This window comes from Shewanella sp. 1CM18E, assembly GCF_023161665.1.
Lineage (GTDB): Bacteria > Pseudomonadota > Gammaproteobacteria > Enterobacterales > Shewanellaceae > Shewanella.
Window position 1 is genome coordinate 78,738 of the sequence record NZ_JALNTW010000014.1, and the last position, 15,986, is coordinate 94,723.

The 15,986-nt window shown below is 42.0% G+C and carries 14 protein-coding genes; 7 read left to right on the plus strand and 7 right to left on the minus strand.

Features of this window, described 5'->3' with window-relative positions; all coding sequences use genetic code 11:
- Positions 1–26 precede the first annotated feature (26 nt).
- The 4 genes from MSG37_RS16525 to dapA form a co-directional block, all read right to left on the minus strand.
- Positions 27–3,119: an efflux RND transporter permease subunit gene (locus tag MSG37_RS16525; RefSeq protein ID WP_248471758.1), complete on the minus strand. Its 3,093-nt coding sequence runs from the start codon at positions 3,117–3,119 to the stop codon at positions 27–29.
- Complete coding sequence (locus MSG37_RS16530; protein ID WP_248471759.1) at positions 3,116–4,198, minus strand: efflux RND transporter periplasmic adaptor subunit; 1,083 nt, start codon at positions 4,196–4,198, stop codon at positions 3,116–3,118. The genes MSG37_RS16525 and MSG37_RS16530 overlap by 4 nt, the downstream gene beginning before the upstream one ends.
- A 488-nt stretch (positions 4,199–4,686) precedes the next feature.
- Positions 4,687–5,784, minus strand: coding sequence for an outer membrane protein assembly factor BamC (bamC, locus tag MSG37_RS16535; RefSeq protein WP_248471760.1), 1,098 nt, complete (start codon positions 5,782–5,784; stop codon positions 4,687–4,689).
- 3 nt (positions 5,785–5,787) lie between these two features.
- A complete protein-coding gene (dapA, locus tag MSG37_RS16540) occupies positions 5,788–6,672 on the minus strand; it encodes a 4-hydroxy-tetrahydrodipicolinate synthase (protein WP_248471761.1) in 885 nt (294 codons plus the stop codon).
- A 239-nt stretch (positions 6,673–6,911) separates the two neighbouring features.
- Between dapA and MSG37_RS16545 the strand changes: the two genes are divergently transcribed.
- Entirely contained in the window at positions 6,912–7,448 is a 537-nt protein-coding gene (locus MSG37_RS16545; RefSeq protein ID WP_248471762.1) for an ACT domain-containing protein, read from the plus strand.
- A 20-nt stretch (positions 7,449–7,468) separates the two neighbouring features.
- Entirely contained in the window at positions 7,469–7,939 is a 471-nt protein-coding gene (gene bcp / locus MSG37_RS16550) for a thioredoxin-dependent thiol peroxidase (protein ID WP_248471763.1), read from the plus strand.
- A 93-nt stretch (positions 7,940–8,032) separates the two neighbouring features.
- Here the strand turns inward: bcp and MSG37_RS16555 are convergent, their stop codons facing one another.
- Positions 8,033–8,647 carry a LysE/ArgO family amino acid transporter gene (locus MSG37_RS16555; RefSeq protein ID WP_248471764.1) on the minus strand — a complete coding sequence of 205 codons (615 nt, stop codon included), beginning with the start codon at positions 8,645–8,647 and terminating at the stop codon, positions 8,033–8,035.
- A gap of 141 nt (positions 8,648–8,788) precedes the next feature.
- Here MSG37_RS16555 and MSG37_RS16560 point away from each other — a divergent pair, with 141 nt between their 5' ends.
- Entirely contained in the window at positions 8,789–9,682 is an 894-nt protein-coding gene (locus tag MSG37_RS16560) for a LysR family transcriptional regulator ArgP (RefSeq protein WP_248471765.1), read from the plus strand.
- A gap of 149 nt (positions 9,683–9,831) precedes the next feature.
- On the opposite strand, the gene MSG37_RS16565 is transcribed toward MSG37_RS16560, so the two are convergent.
- Both MSG37_RS16565 and MSG37_RS16570 read right to left on the minus strand, forming a co-directional pair.
- Positions 9,832–10,947, minus strand: a complete 1,116-nt coding sequence (locus MSG37_RS16565; protein WP_248471766.1) for an AI-2E family transporter — start codon at positions 10,945–10,947, stop codon at positions 9,832–9,834.
- Between the two features lie 90 nt (positions 10,948–11,037).
- A complete protein-coding gene (locus MSG37_RS16570) occupies positions 11,038–11,253 on the minus strand; it encodes a sulfurtransferase TusA family protein (protein ID WP_248471767.1) in 216 nt (71 codons plus the stop codon).
- Positions 11,254–11,363: 110 nt separating this feature from the next.
- Here MSG37_RS16570 and MSG37_RS16575 point away from each other — a divergent pair, with 110 nt between their 5' ends.
- From MSG37_RS16575 to MSG37_RS16590, 4 genes are all read left to right on the plus strand, one after another.
- Positions 11,364–12,824, plus strand: coding sequence for a M48 family metalloprotease (locus MSG37_RS16575; RefSeq protein ID WP_248471768.1), 1,461 nt, complete (start codon positions 11,364–11,366; stop codon positions 12,822–12,824).
- Between the two features lie 87 nt (positions 12,825–12,911).
- Entirely contained in the window at positions 12,912–13,262 is a 351-nt protein-coding gene (gene arsC / locus MSG37_RS16580; protein WP_248471769.1) for an arsenate reductase (glutaredoxin), read from the plus strand.
- Between the two features lie 11 nt (positions 13,263–13,273).
- Positions 13,274–13,642, plus strand: a complete 369-nt coding sequence (locus tag MSG37_RS16585; RefSeq protein WP_248471770.1) for a DUF2069 domain-containing protein — start codon at positions 13,274–13,276, stop codon at positions 13,640–13,642.
- A gap of 292 nt (positions 13,643–13,934) precedes the next feature.
- Entirely contained in the window at positions 13,935–15,881 is a 1,947-nt protein-coding gene (locus MSG37_RS16590; RefSeq protein ID WP_248471771.1) for a hypothetical protein, read from the plus strand.
- Positions 15,882–15,986: the final 105 nt, after the last annotated feature.

Below are 15,986 nucleotides of genomic sequence, written 5' to 3' on the forward strand. Positions count from 1 at the left end.
TTAAATTCGCTTGCCAAACTAACTCATTACTCAGCAAGCTCTTTTTCAAGCTGCTTTGCAATCATTTCTGGCGAGCCTGAATTTTTAGCCATCAGTGAATACGCGACAGGAATAACAAACAAAGTAAAGAAAGTTGCTAAGGTGATCCCCGACAATACAACCACACCAATTACAAAGCGAGTTTCAGCGCCTGCCCCTTCAGCTAGAACTAAAGGTATCGCGCCAGCTGCAGTCGTGATCCCCGTCATTAAAATAGGTCTTAAGCGTTGACTAGCTGCTTGGATAATCGCGTCTTGGAATGCTAACCCTTTATCTCGCAACTGATTAGCAAACTCAACGATAAGAATACCGTTTTTAGCCGCTAAGCCCACCAGCATGATAATCCCTATTTGACTATAAATATTAAGGGTTTGCCCCGTAGCCCATAAGCCGATAAGCGCACCTAAGGTAGCCAGTGGTACAGTGAGCATTATCACCATAGGGTGAATATAGCTTTCAAACTGCGCCGCTAATACTAAGAACACAATGCCAAGAGCAAGAATAAATACAAAGTACATTGAGTTACCAGAATCTTGATAATCCAACGATTGGCCTTTATAGCTCACAATCGCTTCTGCTGGTAGATATTCATGAGTGAGATCATTCAAATAATCAAGCGCCTCACCTAGGCTATAACCATCGGCTAGATTAGCCTCAATAGTAATCGCCCGCATCCGGTTATAGCGGTTAAGCTGGCTGGCATCAGCAAACTCTTCCACATGTACTAGATTCGATAACGGAATAAGCTCTTTGCTTCTGTCAGAGCGCACATATATGTTTTCTAAATCGCTGGCGGTGTTTTGATTATCGCGATTACCTTCAATAATCACATCATACTCTTCACCGTCACGCATAAAGGTTGTGACTAAACGGGAACCTAACATCGACTCTAGCGTACGGCCAATATGGGAAATCGACACCCCAAGATCCGATGCTCTGTCTTTATCGATAACCACTCTTAACTGTGGTTTAGTCTCGTTATAGTCATGATCTACACCAACCAGATTCGGATTCTCTTTGGCTTTTTCGATAATGATGTCACGCCACCTAGCGAGCTCTTCGTAACTTGGACCACCCAGTACAAACTGCACTGGTTTACCGACTCCGCGGCCAAAGGCTTGGCGCATAACAGGGAATGCTCGCACACCAGCGAGATCCGACAACCTGCCGCGAATATCACCAATAATTTCAAATGCGCTGCGTCTAACCGCCCAATCCTCTAATACGATAATTGCCATACCATTAGAAAAGTTTGCACTACGACCAAATCCACGCGGCGCACGAATAAGCAAACGTTTGATTTCGCCGGCTTCGACTAGTGGCATTAAGCGGTTTTCAATCTCATCCATGTAAGATTCGATGTATTCAAAACTGGCACCTTGTGGACCATTCACAATCAAGAACATAGAGCCACGGTCTTCCCGCGGAGCAAATTCTTGTGGTACCTCTTTGGCTAAAAACGCACTGCTAACCAAGGCAATTAAAATAAGTGATGAAACCAAATATGGGTGACGCATCGCCTTTTTTAATGTGCTTCGATAGGCATCTGAAAGTTTATCCATACCCGCATCGATTTTACGCACTAACCAAGGATCTTGTGACGAAGGTTTCAACACTTTCGAGCACATCATGGGGCTAAGTGTTAATGCCACGACGCTAGAGAAGATAACCGCCGCACTCATCGCAACAGCAAACTCTTTAAATAATTTACCTAAATCACCCTCTAAAAAAGTGATTGGCATAAACACAGCCACCAAGACTAACGTTGTAGCGACAACCGCAAAAGCCACTTCTTGTGAGCCCAAATACGCAGCCTTTAACGGAGAGTCGCCCTCTTCTATGCGTCTGTGAATGTTTTCAAGCACAACAATCGCATCATCTACCACCATACCAATCGCTAAGATCATCGCCAAAAGCGTAAGTAAGTTAATGGTGTACCCAAGGGCAAACAATACGATGAAAGTCGCCATTAAAGACACTGGGACCGTTAATGCTGGGATAAGCATCGCTCGCACGCTGCCTAAAAACAGGTAAATGACCACAATAACCAAAAACATGGCAATAAATAGCGTCTGATAAACCTCTTTTACAGACGCTTCAATAAACACTGAGCTGTCGTAAGAGCGTTTAATCTCCATCCCTGCTGGAAGCGTTGGATTGATTTGATCAACGAGCTTATTAGCAGCACGCGCAACATCCAGTGTATTAGCGGTTGATTGCTTAGATACACCTAAACCAATCATAGATTCACGGTTACCTCTAAAGGTAATTCGCTCCTCTTCTGATCCGATTTCTACTTTGGCAACGTCACCTAATTTAATCAGGTAACCGTCGTCACCTTCAGCTAACACCAAATTGGCAAAGTCATCAGAGGTTTTAAAACTACGCTCTAAACGTACGGTAAAATGACGCTCTTTTGATTCAACACTACCAGCGGGGAGCTCAACGTTTTCTGAGCGCAGTGCCGACTCAATATCCGCCACAGTCAAATTGCGAGCAGCTAAAGCTTGTCTGTCGATCCATACTCGCATGGCGTACACTTTACCGCCGCCAAGACGCATATTGGCAACGCCGTCAATAACCGAGAATCGGTCGATTAAATAACGTCTCGCGTAATCAGTAAGCTGCAACGTTGTCATCTGATCAGACACCAAATTCAGCCACATAATCACTTCATCACCACCATTGGCTTTTTGCACCTCTGGCGGATCAGCTTCCTCTGGCAGGTTGTTCAATAGGCCTGAAACGCGATCACGTACATCATTTGCGGCAGCTTCAATATCGCGGCCTACATCAAATTCTAATGTCACATTAGAGCGGCCGTCACTGCTTGATGAGCTGATGTGTTTAATGCCTTCTACACCACTAATTCTATCTTCAACTAATTGGGTAATTCGGCTTTCAACCACAGCAGCACTCGCGCCGCGGTAATTAGTTTGAATCGATACCACAGGCGGATCAATATTGGGATATTCTCTTAATGGCAGCTTTTCAAACGCGACTAAACCAAAGACAATTAATAAGATACTGATAACCGAAGCGAATACCGGTCGCTTAACCGAAAGATCAGTTAAAATCATACTACAGGCTCCACGCTTGCCTGCTTAAGAAAACTAAAGCGCTCACTAAAAGTCACTTTAACTTTATCGCCTGGTCTCACTTTCAATAGCCCACGAATAACAATTTGCTCGTCAAGCGCGACACCATCAATAATCTCAACCCAACCACGCTTTCGAAGGCCAAGTTCTACCTGTTTTTGCTCAATAACGCCCTCATCATTAACCCAATACACATAATGTCTATCTTGAATTGGAATAATGGCTGATTCAGGAAGAATAAGTGCGTCACGACTGGTTTTAATCAATTTTACTTTCATTAACATACCAGGGAGCAAACGCTGTTTTGGATTAGGTATTTCTGCTCTCACAATAACTGCGCGAGTTTTTGGGTTAATGCGGCTATCAATAGACATCACTTTCCCCTCAAATACTTCACCATCAAAAGCAACGGCAGTCGCCTCAACTTTTTTGCCTAATGCAAGCGACTGTAAGAAACGCTCTGGTACTGAAAAGTCTAATTTAATAACCGATATATCATCGAGCGTAGTAATTGCGTTACCCGGTGATACCAGTGCGCCAGTGCTCACCTGTCTTAACCCTAGTGCGCCACTAAAAGGTGCTGTGATTCGGCGATCTCGTAATGCCGATTCAGCCTGCGCTAACTCGGCTTTTGCAGTATCAATCAATGTTTGTAGACGGTCGCGCTCAAGCTCCGCAATTGTTTGGCTAGTGACCAGCGTTCTGATCCGTTCAAGCTCGCGTTGATGGTCTTTAACTTTAACCTTAGCAACTGTAACTCGAGCACGTTGCTCACTGTCTTGGAGTTGTACCAGCAAGCGACCCTTATCTACCAAATCTCCGTCACTAAAATTAACTTGAGTCACAACCTCAGTCACTTTAGCTGTGACAGTTATGGACTCATTCGCTTTACTCGTACCAAGCGCTTCAACTTCATCACGTATTGGTTCCATTGATGCTTTAGTGACCACAACGTTAGGCGTCGGTCGTGATTTCTTGGCTTGTTTGACTGGCGCTTGCTGGGTATAGAAATATCCCGCGCCAACTAAAAGGATTAAGACAATTATTATTATTTTTTTCATGATGCCTTCATAAACTACTTTCAATTATCGTTAGTTTACCTAGACATAACTTTGCTTCAATACGTTTTACCTTTTCTTACAAATGACACAATTCAGTCACACACTGTTAAATGTAACCACGTCATATTTAGCAGCCTTAGGCAAACACGGCTAGTACAGTAGCCAATGTCACACATCAATTAAAAGTCAATTAAAGCAGTTGGTTAACATCAGCTAGGAATTGTTTCGCGTAAGGTCTCATGGCAAACATGTAAACTAAGCCAACAAGTAACAGCTTTTGTGGATTTAGCGACATTTTGTATCAAGGTCTAGCAAACCATCAAAGAGCTTGATTTTTATGCACAAAAAAGGAGCCCTTAGGCTCCTTTTAAATATCACTTACATAGATAAGTGTTTTTTAGCGTGTAGACTCGTTGTTATCGCTAGGGGATAACACTTTCGAGCTAATTTAACAGGCTAACTTTAACGTGCTAACTTAGCGGGCTAATTTAGCGAACCTTGCGGTCTTCTTGCATCAGCTCAGAGAAACCTTCATAAACTGCGGTAACAACTTCATTAGAAAGTGGCTCGTTTTCAGCGTTTAACAGATGGATTTCTGTTTTATCGCCTGCAGCATCTTTAAGTTCAATGCGGTAAGATCCCGCTTCGATTGGCAGCTCTTTTTCACTCCACAACGAGCTCCAGAAACCAGAATCATCAGTCACATTGATATAAAGCAAACTTTTATTGCTGTCCATATCAACGATCTCAAAGCCCATTTCAGGAAGAACGATACGTAAACGATCCCAAGTACGCTTAAACTTAGCATCAGCTAACCAGTAAGCTTGCTCTTCAGCTTCATTCACTAGATTAACATCAATACCTAAGCTTTCTTTTAAACGCTTAGCTTTAAGTGCTTTGGCACGTTCAATACTGATATAACTGATTGAATCATTGAGTCTATCAATGGTGTAACGACGCTTATCTTCACCACTTAACAGTACTTCTTGAAGGTCGCCATCATAGCTTTCTTCATGTTCGATTAAATCGATAGTTAAGTTACCGCTACGGCCATGTGGACGCACATCTACGGTATACAAGTAACGTTGCTTTAACTTGTAAACTTTATCGCTGCCCCAAAGACTAGACTCGATGACTTCGTCGCTTTCAATCCAATCTGTTTCAAGTGTACCTTTGTCAAAATCTTCACTGCGCAGTGGAATCGATTTCTTAGCAAAGTACTCTTTTAACACGTCGAATAATTCTTGCTTTAGTGAGATATCATTGTCAATTGACTCAACCACAACTTTAATATTCTCGCTGCCCTCTTCAACTCGGGTACCTTCCGCCATAGGTAAAACCTGTAATGGTGGACGAATATCAAGTCTGTTACCCACTAAGTTTTGATCAACTTTAGCGCCAACTTCAGGGATATCATATTCTTTACTGTAGGTAGGTTGATTCAAGCCTTCAGGGATAATCAATTTAGGCGCTACAGTTAAGTCTTGATAGTTTTGATCTATATCGTTTGCTAACTTTCTTTCAGTTGGCGTGCTGCAAGCAGATACTGCAACAACTAAAATTAAAGGAGATATTTGCTTTAGCATTTATTATTGAACCTCTATTCGGGCATTTTTCATCGCTTCTAGCAACAGACCATGAAACTCACTAGAAAGTTCAGTCAAAGGTAAACGAATTTCATTTTGACTGATGAGTCCCATGCGGTGAGCAGCCCACTTTACAGGTATTGGATTCGCTTCGCAAAATAGTACTGAAAATAAATCTTTAATCGATTCTTCAGCTTCTAAAGCAGCAGGTAAATTACCAGCTAATGCTGCGGCGCACATTGCTTTAAATTGTGCAGGAACTATGTTGTTCGCTACAGAAATTACGCCATTACCACCTAAAGTTAAAAACTCTCTGGCAGTTGCGTCATCACCGCTATAAAGCATAAAGTCATCGCCGCAAAGACGACGTAACTCTTTTACGCGTGACAAATCGCCTGTCGCTTCCTTAACGCCGATGATGTTACCAACACCCACCAGCTGAGCTACGGTTTCAGGTAACATATCAACCGCTGTGCGGCCAGGTACGTTATATAAAATTTGTGCAATGTCTGTGCTTTGCGCAACGGCAGTGTAATGAGCAATTAAGCCTTTTGGTGTTGGCTTATTATAATAAGGCGTTACGCCAAGCATTGCTGCTACACCCGTTTTTGAAAGCGCTTTAGTTAACTCAATCGCTTCAGCTGTTGCATTTGCGCCATTGCCACCAATAACTGGAATACGGCCAGCGGCAAATTTTACCGTGTGCTCAACTACCGCAATGTGTTCTTTTGGGGGGAGTGTTGCTGACTCACCAGTTGTGCCAACGGCAACTATGGCGTCAGTACCTTGGGCGATATGGTACTCAACTAAACTTTCAAGACTCTTATAATCTACTGTGCCATCACTATTCATTGGCGTGATTAAGGCAACGATGCTTCCGTATATCATGTGTATTCCCCAAGGGTTCAGGACTGGCTATGGTACTGATGCAATCCACTAAAAACAAGCACTAGAACGCAAGACTTAAGCATAATCGTCATCAAGTTGAAACATATTAAATTAGTGGCCTGATCACAATGACAGAGATCGCAAACGGATTAACTTGTGATAGCATTAGCTACCACAAATAAAACGCGCTTTTCAATTGGCGCTTTTTTAGTCTAAAAAATAATAATATGGGGTACTGAATGTCCAATCACTTAGTCGTTACTGCAATGGGGGCCGACCGCCCAGGTATTGTGAGTAAGTTTGCACGACTCGCGAGTGAGTGTGATTGCGATATCGTAGATAGTCGCATGGCACTATTTGGTAATGAATTTACCTTAATCATGATGCTTGCGGGTTCATGGCCATCAATCACTAAAATGGAAACCTCGTTACCGAGTTTAAGTGTTGAGCTTGAATTACTAACGGTAATGAAGCGTACATCTAAGCATACGCCTCAGAACTACATTTCTCGTTTAGACATCAGCTTTAGTGGTCGCGACCAACGTGGCACCATGGGCAAAATTACCCAGTTTATGGCAGAGCGCTCACTTGATATTGCTGCGGTAAAATCTCACGCTGAAGAAGATGAATCAGGTAATCCTACACAAAACATTAACTTAACTATTAATGTGCCTGAAAAAGTTGATGTAGATAAATTAGAAGTGGGTGTACTTGCACTTGCAGATGAATTAGTACTTGAATGCACAATTGAACGTATGCAAGGTGTAGAAAGCTAAATAAAAGGAATCGAGAATATATGAATACCTTAACAGTGGGCGATAAAGCGCCGCTATTTACTCTACAAAATCAATTTGACGAAACCATTAGCCTAGAAACAGAACTAAAAAAAGGTCCGGTACTTGTCTATTTCTACCCTAAAGCATCCACACCAGGCTGCACAGTGCAAGCCTGTGGTTTAAGGGATAGTAAAGAGCCTCTTAATGAGTTATCGGTAACAGTTCTTGGCTTAAGTCCAGATCCTGTTGCTAAACTCGCAAAGTTTTCTGATAAGCAATCGCTCAACTTTTCGCTTTTAAGCGATGAAGATCATGCTATTGCAGACGCTTTCGGCGTTTGGGGTGAAAAGAAATTCATGGGTAAGATATATGATGGAATTCACCGACTTAGCTTTTTAGTTGGCCAAGATGGTAATATCACTCACGTATTTAATAAGTTTAAAACCAAAGATCATCACGAAGTCGTATTAGCTCATTTACAAAATAGCTAGCAACTAACAAACCACTACTTCAGTGATTATTTAAAACCGACAAAAAGGAGCCTTTAGGCTCCTTTTTAGATCTAGCTATAGCTAATTTACACGTTACACAATGTACGGATACATCAGTGCAGCAGCTATCGACCACATAGTGATACAAATAAAACGGTCTAAATAACACCAAGCTTTTGGCTTTTTAAAGATCGGGCTTAAGTATTTAGCACCTAAACTTAAACTAAAAAACCACACAAAAGAGGCTAACACAGCGCCCGCACCAAACCACTGCTTCTCTGTACCCTCAAATTGCACGCTAATACTGCCAAGTAATACCACAGTATCAAGATACAAATGGGGGTTCAGTAAACTAATCGCTAAGGTGGTCAATACCGCTTTTTGCAGACTATCAGCCACTTGTGCATCATCGCTATCAAGTCGGTTATCGTTAAATGAAGACTTTAGCGCGCTATAACCATAAAACAATAAAAAGATTGCCCCGCCAAAACTCGCAAGATCCTTGATTAAAGGAAATGCCAAAATTAAATGTCCTAAACCTGCAACACCCGCAGTAATCATAACCGCATCAATAAAAGAGCAAATTGCTGCAATAGGTAATGAATGTGAACGTTTAAGCCCTTGTTTTAAAACAAAAGCGTTCTGTGCGCCTACTGCCATGATTAGGCTGCCGCCTATTCCCATACCTTGTATAAATGCTGTTTGCATTACTGCCTCAAAAATCGTCTAAATCAATAGGGCGAAGAATAATCCCCGAGCAAAAATAAGTACAACTAATAAATTTAATAACCTATTAAAAATACTTATACTGTAAAGTATTTGCTAAAACTCAAACCATGTAAGGTCATTATGTTCGACTACGCCCACTTAAAAGCGCTTTCGATTGTTGTTGCACAAGGTGGTTTTGATAAAGCTGCACAACACCTTTTTATCAGCCAATCTGCTGTATCACAGCGAATAAAACAGCTAGAAGATAAAGTCGGCCAGTCGCTACTCATTCGCGCAAATCCAGTGCGGCCGACAGAAACAGGTAAAAGGCTATTGCGCCATTATGCACAGGTGCAATTACTCGAAAGCGAATTACGCTCAGAGATGGATGTTGATGATCCATCACTCCCGACAATTGTAAAAATAGCCGTCAATGCCGATAGCTTAGCAACTTGGTTTTTACCCGCTTTAGTCGAAGTGTTTAAACATCATAAATGGCTTCTAGAGTTGATCATTGATGATGAGGCTTATACCCACAATCTACTCAAAAATGGTGAAGCTGTGGGCTGCGTGACAACCTCACACCTCGCGCTAACAGGTTGCAGCAGTGAGTTTCTTGGTCATATGGAGTATCTGTGTGTCGCAACGCCGGCTTTTATAGAACAGTACTTTGAAGCCAACTCAACCATCGAAGACATTGCCCTCGCCCCAGCGGTTGTGTTTTCAACTAAAGATAAACTACACGATAAATTTTTAAGCTTTTATTTTGGGATCACAGATAAAAGTTGGCGCGAACATAAGATCCCCTCCTCTGAAAGCTTTTTAGAAGCGATTAAAATGGGCATGGGCTACGGACTAGTTGGTCACTTACAAGCCCAATCCCTTTTGGACTCTGGCGAACTCGTCGAAGTATTTCCGAACAAAAGAATGCAAGTGCCTTTATATTGGCAGCACTGGAATATTAAAGCTAAGCAAACCAGTGTTATCTATCGCTCGTTAGCGGCAAGTGCGCAAAATGCGTTAATCATCCCCTAATGAGTTTGAGTTTGAGTTTGAAAGTATAAGGGTAATTCGACAATCTCTACTAAAGAGCACAAGGCTAGGCTAATCAGGTAAAAACGCGCCATTAAAAAAGCAGCATAAATGCTGCTTTTTAGGTTTACAGTACATCACCTACTTAACTATTAAGATGCTTCTTTTTCAAGCTTTGAAGTAGCTTCAGCGTTTTTAACTTTCGCAGTGGACTCGGCCTCAGGGACTGGCCAAGCGTTAATTACCGCCTTAACCAATGAGGCTAATGGGATGGCAAAAAATACTCCCCAAACTCCCCATAAACCACCGAAAATTAATACCGCAGCAATAATAAATACCGGATGTAAATCAACCGCATCAGAAAATAAAATCGGCACTAATACATTGCCATCAAGCGCCTGAATAACACCGTAACCCACCATCAAGTAGCCAAACTCAGGACTCACACCCCACTGAAAAAATGCTACCAGTGCAATTGGCAGAGTGACCAAGGTTGCACCAACATAAGGAATTAGCACCGATAAGCCGGTTAAAACCCCAAGCAATGCTGCATAACGCAGATCCATAAACGCAAAAAAGATATAACTGACAACGCCAATTATCACGATCTCAATCACCTTACCGCGAATATAGTTAAAGATCTGTTGGTGCATTTCGTTCCACACTTTACGCGCTAAATCACGGTTAGTTGGAAAAAATCGCTTACTGCCTTTAATAAGCTCGTCTTTATCTTTTAAAAAGAAAAACACCAACAACGGGATCAAAATTGCGTACACCATCACCACTAATACAGAAGCTGAATACCCGAGTAGCTGCTTACCAATATCAAGTAAATGCTGGGTATCGAGCATCTTTTTAATCTCTTCAACCATGATATCAAGCTGACCGGGATTAACGAACTGTGGATACTGATTAATGTAACTTTGAGCAGTGATTAAGCCTTTGTCTATCATACTAGGAAGATCAGCAATAAGGCTCACACCTTGTTTCCAGATACTAGGAACTAAACCAAAGGTAATTAATAACATCAAGCCTATAAACAGGACTAATACGAGTGATGCAGCTGTGGTTCGGTTGATGCCAATCCGTGCCATTTGGGCCACGGGCCACTCAAGTAAAAATGCCAGAACGAGGGCGATTAATAATGGGGCTAATAAACCACCCGCAAAGTAGATTGCAAGCGCAAGACCTGCAAGGATAAGGACTAAAGTAACAGCTTGTGGATCACTAAAACGCTCTTTATACCAACGACTTAAAACAGATAACATTCATACTCCCTAGTTTGACGACCTATTATAGTCCTTTGCAGTCATCGTTATAATGATATTTTTCCTATGTAAAATTGCTTAAATTATTTTCTATTTAGTGACCGTTAAAGATAATACTGTGTCTGTATCTTCACCGATGGAGTGACATACGCCGATTTTTTTTAAATAACGGGGAACATCTTGCCTAGAGCCAGGGTCGGATAATAAAACATGCACACTATCACCCGTTGAAAGCTGCTTTAACGCCATTTTCACTTTCACAAGCGGTAACGGGCAGCGATAAGATGTTAAATCAATAATAATCATAATGAACTTGCTATAAACAATCTAAGGCTATTATCCTAAAGGCCACGCATTCCACAAGCAAGTTCTGTGACCGAGTGATAATAGAAGCATAGCCCAAATTAAGGATCCGCTTGAGTAAATTAACATTATCGAAATCCGTTATTGCAGGTGCCCTGTCATTTATCTTATGCACTAGCTCTCCAATGGGCTACGCCAATAATGACTTGCCTGATTTAGGTACAGCAGCCGTTAATACTTTTAGCTTAGAAAAAGAAACCGAGTTCGGTGACGCATATATGCGAGTGATCCGCGGTTCTGCGCCAATGGTTAATGATCCGGTTTTAAATCAGTACCTAACAGAGCTAGGCAACAAATTAGTTGCCCATGCAACCGGAGTAAAAACGCCTTTTTACTTCTTTTTACTGCGTAATGATGAAATCAACGCATTCGCATTTTTTGGTGGCCATGTAGGTGTTCATACGGGCTTATTTTTAAATGCTGATACCGAAAGCGAACTCGCATCTGTTATTGGTCACGAAATCACCCACGTCACTCAACGCCATTTAGCTCGCTCAATTGAAGCTCAAGAGAAAAGTTCTCCAGCAACCATTGCAGGTCTTTTAGGCGCAATATTACTGACTATCGCTTCTCCTCAGGCGGGTATGGCAGCCCTTGCAACGACCCAAGCACTAGCGACGCAATCTAAAATTAACTACACCCGCTTACACGAAAAAGAAGCTGACCGTATTGGTATGCAAATCATGGTCGACGCTGGTTTTGATCCTAATGGTGCAGCAGACTTTTTTGGTAAGTTAGCCACTCGCTACCGATTTACCACTAAACCCCCACAAATGTTGCTGACTCACCCATTGCCAGAATCACGAATTTCAGAAGCACGTGTGCGAGCTGAGCGATACCCTTTCAGGTATGTACCGGATAATCTTGACTTTCAACTAGCCAAGGCACGGATCCAAGTCAGGTTCTCGGGCTATAGTGAACAAGCGGCATTATCTATCTTTAATCAGCAGCTAAAACACAATCGTTATACCTTCAAAAGTGCCGCTGAATATGGCAAAGCATTAGCTTTGTTTAGGTTAAAGAAGTTCAAAGAATCAGAAGCTATCATTGACGAACTATTGGCTAAAAGCCCAAATAACCTATTTTATATCGACACTAAAACAGATTTGCTTAATCAACGTGGCGCCAATAACGAGGCTATCGCTCTTTTAAAAGCACAAAAGCAGCTAAAACCGACGTCTCCTGTGGTGAATACCAATTTAGCCAATATCTATCTGGAAGATAACCAGATAGATAAAGCAATCCCGCTACTAGAAGATTTAATTTTCCTCGACAAGCAAGATCAACTTGCATACTTGCTACTTACTGAAGCCTATAAAAAGAGTGGTAACAAGGCGATGCAGCATTTTGTAAAAGCTGAGTCATTAGCGCTTATTGCCGATTACAAAACAGCAATTGACCAACTCAATTTTGCTTATCGAGAGTCAAAAGGTGACGCGCTACAATTGGCTCGAATAGAGGCAAGAATTAGACAATTTAGACAGGCAGATCGAGCCCTAGAGCAATTGCAATAACAAGAGTTTAACTGTTGTGGTTTCATTGTGACTATGGTCACAAAATACAGTATCATAGCGCCAAGGTTTAATAACAAGAATATGACAATGACTAACGTTAAAATTTATCACAACTCGCGCTGCTCAAAAAGCCGTCAGACTTTAGCTTTATTAGAAGAGCACAATTGCAACATAGAAATTGTTGAATATTTAAAGACGCCAGTATCGGCAGTAGAACTTGAAGAGATCCTCACGAAGCTGAATGTTGCACCTCGAGAGGTGATGCGCGTCAAAGAAGCCGAGTATAAAGAACAAGGCTTAAACAACGATACATTATCAACCGCAGATCTTATTCAGGCAATGATTGCTACGCCTAAATTAATCGAACGCCCAATCGTACTGGCAAATAATAAGGCTGTAATTGGTCGCCCGCCAGAAAACGTACTGACGATTATCTAACGGAGCATAAAATGAGCTCAGATACCCTATTTAAACTTTGCCGTGCAGGATACGTGGCATTGGTCATGATGTTAGGGGCATGGTTTGTTCAGCAAGGGTTAACCGGCGAATACAGCATGTTGTTTAGCCTATTATGGATAGTGCCACTGCTATTACCACTAAAAGGTATTTTAACTGGTAAGCCATATACTTATGCGTGGGCCAGTTTTATTTTATGCCTTTATATGCTGCACGCACTAACCTTAGTGTATGTTACAGAAACAGACACACTGTTTGCTGTTATAGAAACCCTGCTTATCGGTTGTTTATTAATTGGCTTTCCATTTTATGCTCGGATCCGCGGACGCGAACTGGGTCTTGGACTGAAAAAGAAGAAATAATTAAGCCAGCTAATCATTATAAACAGAGTCCAACACTGGGCTCTGTTACTTTGACCTGATAACTAAAAATCTCATACAACTTCCTTAATTTCGCCTTTTCTATTAACTCCAATTGCTTTTAATAATCCAAACAGCGCTACAGAATCCAAATCTGAGTCTAGCGTAGTAGATTATCAAACCAGTTAACACCAGCCTCTATTGGTTAACATACTTTTTACGTTTCAAGCTCCGTGCTATATTCAATATACGCAATAAATTTGCACCGAATACAATAAAAATAAAGGATAAAACTATGAAGCAATCCTTAAGCTGGGCACTATTAAGTATGTTGATGCTTTCAGCATGTGGTGGCAGTAGTAACAACGATGATTCAAGCGGCACTGTCGTTACGCCCCCAGTACCTACAACTGGACTTGCACGCTGTACAGATCCAACTGAGCTTAATCTTGTCTCAACAGACTCAGTGGTTTCTTTTAATCTTGAAAGCCAATACTCAAGCCTTCAGCCAGGCGCCATTGTTGCCACAATCGATAGTGGCAATGTAAGCGACTACCGCTTTAACTGGTCGCAAACCGCTGGCGACGCATTAATTTTAAAAAGTGTTAAAAGCCCTGTTTTGGCTTTTACTCCAAAACAAAGCGGCAGCTATTCATTTGAAGTCACTGCCAGCAATAATGGCGTTAGCTACACAGAATCTATTGAGATAACCGTTGTTACTGCAAGTTCAAACGCTATTGCAACTCGAGTCGATCACCAAGTAACCGATGGTAATTCTGTTAGCTTTAGAATTGATGCAAATAGTAGCTTATCGGATATCACTTGGTGCGTGGCCGCTGGTCCTGATGTCGACGCAGATGTTAGCGCCTCAGAGCAAGCACTATATACAGCGCCTAGTGTCACTGCAGACACCATTAGTATTTTACGAGCAACGGCAAACCAAAATGGCGCGAGTGTAAGTGACGATGTGTTAGTGCTTATCACAAAAGAGCCGTCTATCACCTCACCTTACTTTGAAGAGCGGGTAGCTAACACATTCGCCTATAACCAAAACTCTCCTTATGCTGATGCTATCGAACAGTGTGTCTATTCGAACCAGTTACAGCAAAGCTGTAGCATTGACACCTTACCTTTGATTGGACAAGGCTCGGGTGTTAACAACAAGCAAGCTATTTTAGACCGCCTGCTAGTGTCGCATCAGTGGATGGGCGAGAACTTCGAATATGTTCTAGAGAATTTAGATCCAAATAGTGACTTTGCAACGCTGTTGCAATCAGTTTCAGCTATCGTAATTAGTTATGATGTAAGACCCTCATTTTATTGGGTCGTTACAGGAGCGATTTACTTAGACCCAACTGATCTTTGGTTGCTTGCAGAAGAGCGAGATACAATTAATGAAGCCCCTGATTATCGCAGTGGCTTTGGCAATGATCTGCAATTTTTAATGCCTTGGCGCTATGTTAAAGATAACGACTATACATCGTATACAACACCTCGAAGCGTTAGAGTCGACCGCAGCGCTCAACAAATGCTCCCCGATCTTGCTTCTTTGCTATATCACGAGCTAGCTCATGCTAATGACTTCTTCCCAAGAAGTGTACATAGCAGCCTAACGGGCCCTACTCTGCTCGATGATTACCAGCGCAGAAGTAATGACTCAGCGTTGATCTCGGATCAACTCGTCAACTTCTATCCACTCAACAGCCAAGAGATGACAGCTCTTGCAGAAGTGAGCTTTAGAGGTGAATCAGCTACCGCCACCCAAGAAAACTACCTTCCTGCTGATATAACAAATTTCTTCTCTCCTGATAGAGCTAGCGATTATTATGCCTACTCAACAAGAAGAGAAGACGCAGCAATGCTGTTTGAAGAAGCGATGATGAGCCATAGATACGCCATTCAACGTGATGTTGGTATTACCGATAAGCCAGAGAGTCCAACTGCCAGCTCAATAATTGTTGATTGGGGTCAACGCGGTCGGATTGGTGATGCTAAACTAGAAAACCGTGCTGCTTTTGTCATTAACCAAATGATGCCTGAGCTAAATGGCAGCGCGATTGTCAGTAACCTACCTGAGCCAATTCAAATGACTCAAGGTCAATCTTGGTCAAACAACCTTGCAATTTCAGCGGCCACAAATGCACGTTTAAACAGTCCACAGGCGAGGACTTCAGCAACTACAACTGTGATTGCGCCTCCACTACGTTTTAGCGGTGACAGGCATATCAAGCCGATTAATTAGTGTTTTTATGCAATGATTAGCCACAAAAAAGCCCGGTAAAAATACCGGGCTTTTGTTTTGAAATTAACGAGATAAAACTAAGACTCCGCTAGAAGATTTTAAGTT

Excerpts from the sequence above, each read along its gene's own strand:
- MSG37_RS16525 (WP_248471758.1), bottom strand. The coding sequence starts at position 3,119 with ATGATTTTAACTGATCTTTCGGTTAAGCGACCGGTATTCGCTTCGGTT.
- MSG37_RS16530 (WP_248471759.1), bottom strand. The coding sequence starts at position 4,198 with ATGAAAAAAATAATAATAATTGTCTTAATCCTTTTAGTTGGCGCGGGA.
- bamC (WP_248471760.1), bottom strand. The coding sequence starts at position 5,784 with ATGCTAAAGCAAATATCTCCTTTAATTTTAGTTGTTGCAGTATCTGCT.
- dapA (WP_248471761.1), bottom strand. The coding sequence starts at position 6,672 with ATGATATACGGAAGCATCGTTGCCTTAATCACGCCAATGAATAGTGAT.
- MSG37_RS16545 (WP_248471762.1), top strand. The coding sequence starts at position 6,912 with ATGTCCAATCACTTAGTCGTTACTGCAATGGGGGCCGACCGCCCAGGT.
- bcp (WP_248471763.1), top strand. The coding sequence starts at position 7,469 with ATGAATACCTTAACAGTGGGCGATAAAGCGCCGCTATTTACTCTACAA.
- MSG37_RS16555 (WP_248471764.1), bottom strand. The coding sequence starts at position 8,647 with ATGCAAACAGCATTTATACAAGGTATGGGAATAGGCGGCAGCCTAATC.
- MSG37_RS16560 (WP_248471765.1), top strand. The coding sequence starts at position 8,789 with ATGTTCGACTACGCCCACTTAAAAGCGCTTTCGATTGTTGTTGCACAA.
- MSG37_RS16565 (WP_248471766.1), bottom strand. The coding sequence starts at position 10,947 with ATGTTATCTGTTTTAAGTCGTTGGTATAAAGAGCGTTTTAGTGATCCA.
- MSG37_RS16570 (WP_248471767.1), bottom strand. The coding sequence starts at position 11,253 with ATGATTATTATTGATTTAACATCTTATCGCTGCCCGTTACCGCTTGTG.
- arsC (WP_248471769.1), top strand. The coding sequence starts at position 12,912 with ATGACTAACGTTAAAATTTATCACAACTCGCGCTGCTCAAAAAGCCGT.
- MSG37_RS16585 (WP_248471770.1), top strand. The coding sequence starts at position 13,274 with ATGAGCTCAGATACCCTATTTAAACTTTGCCGTGCAGGATACGTGGCA.
- MSG37_RS16590 (WP_248471771.1), top strand. The coding sequence starts at position 13,935 with ATGAAGCAATCCTTAAGCTGGGCACTATTAAGTATGTTGATGCTTTCA.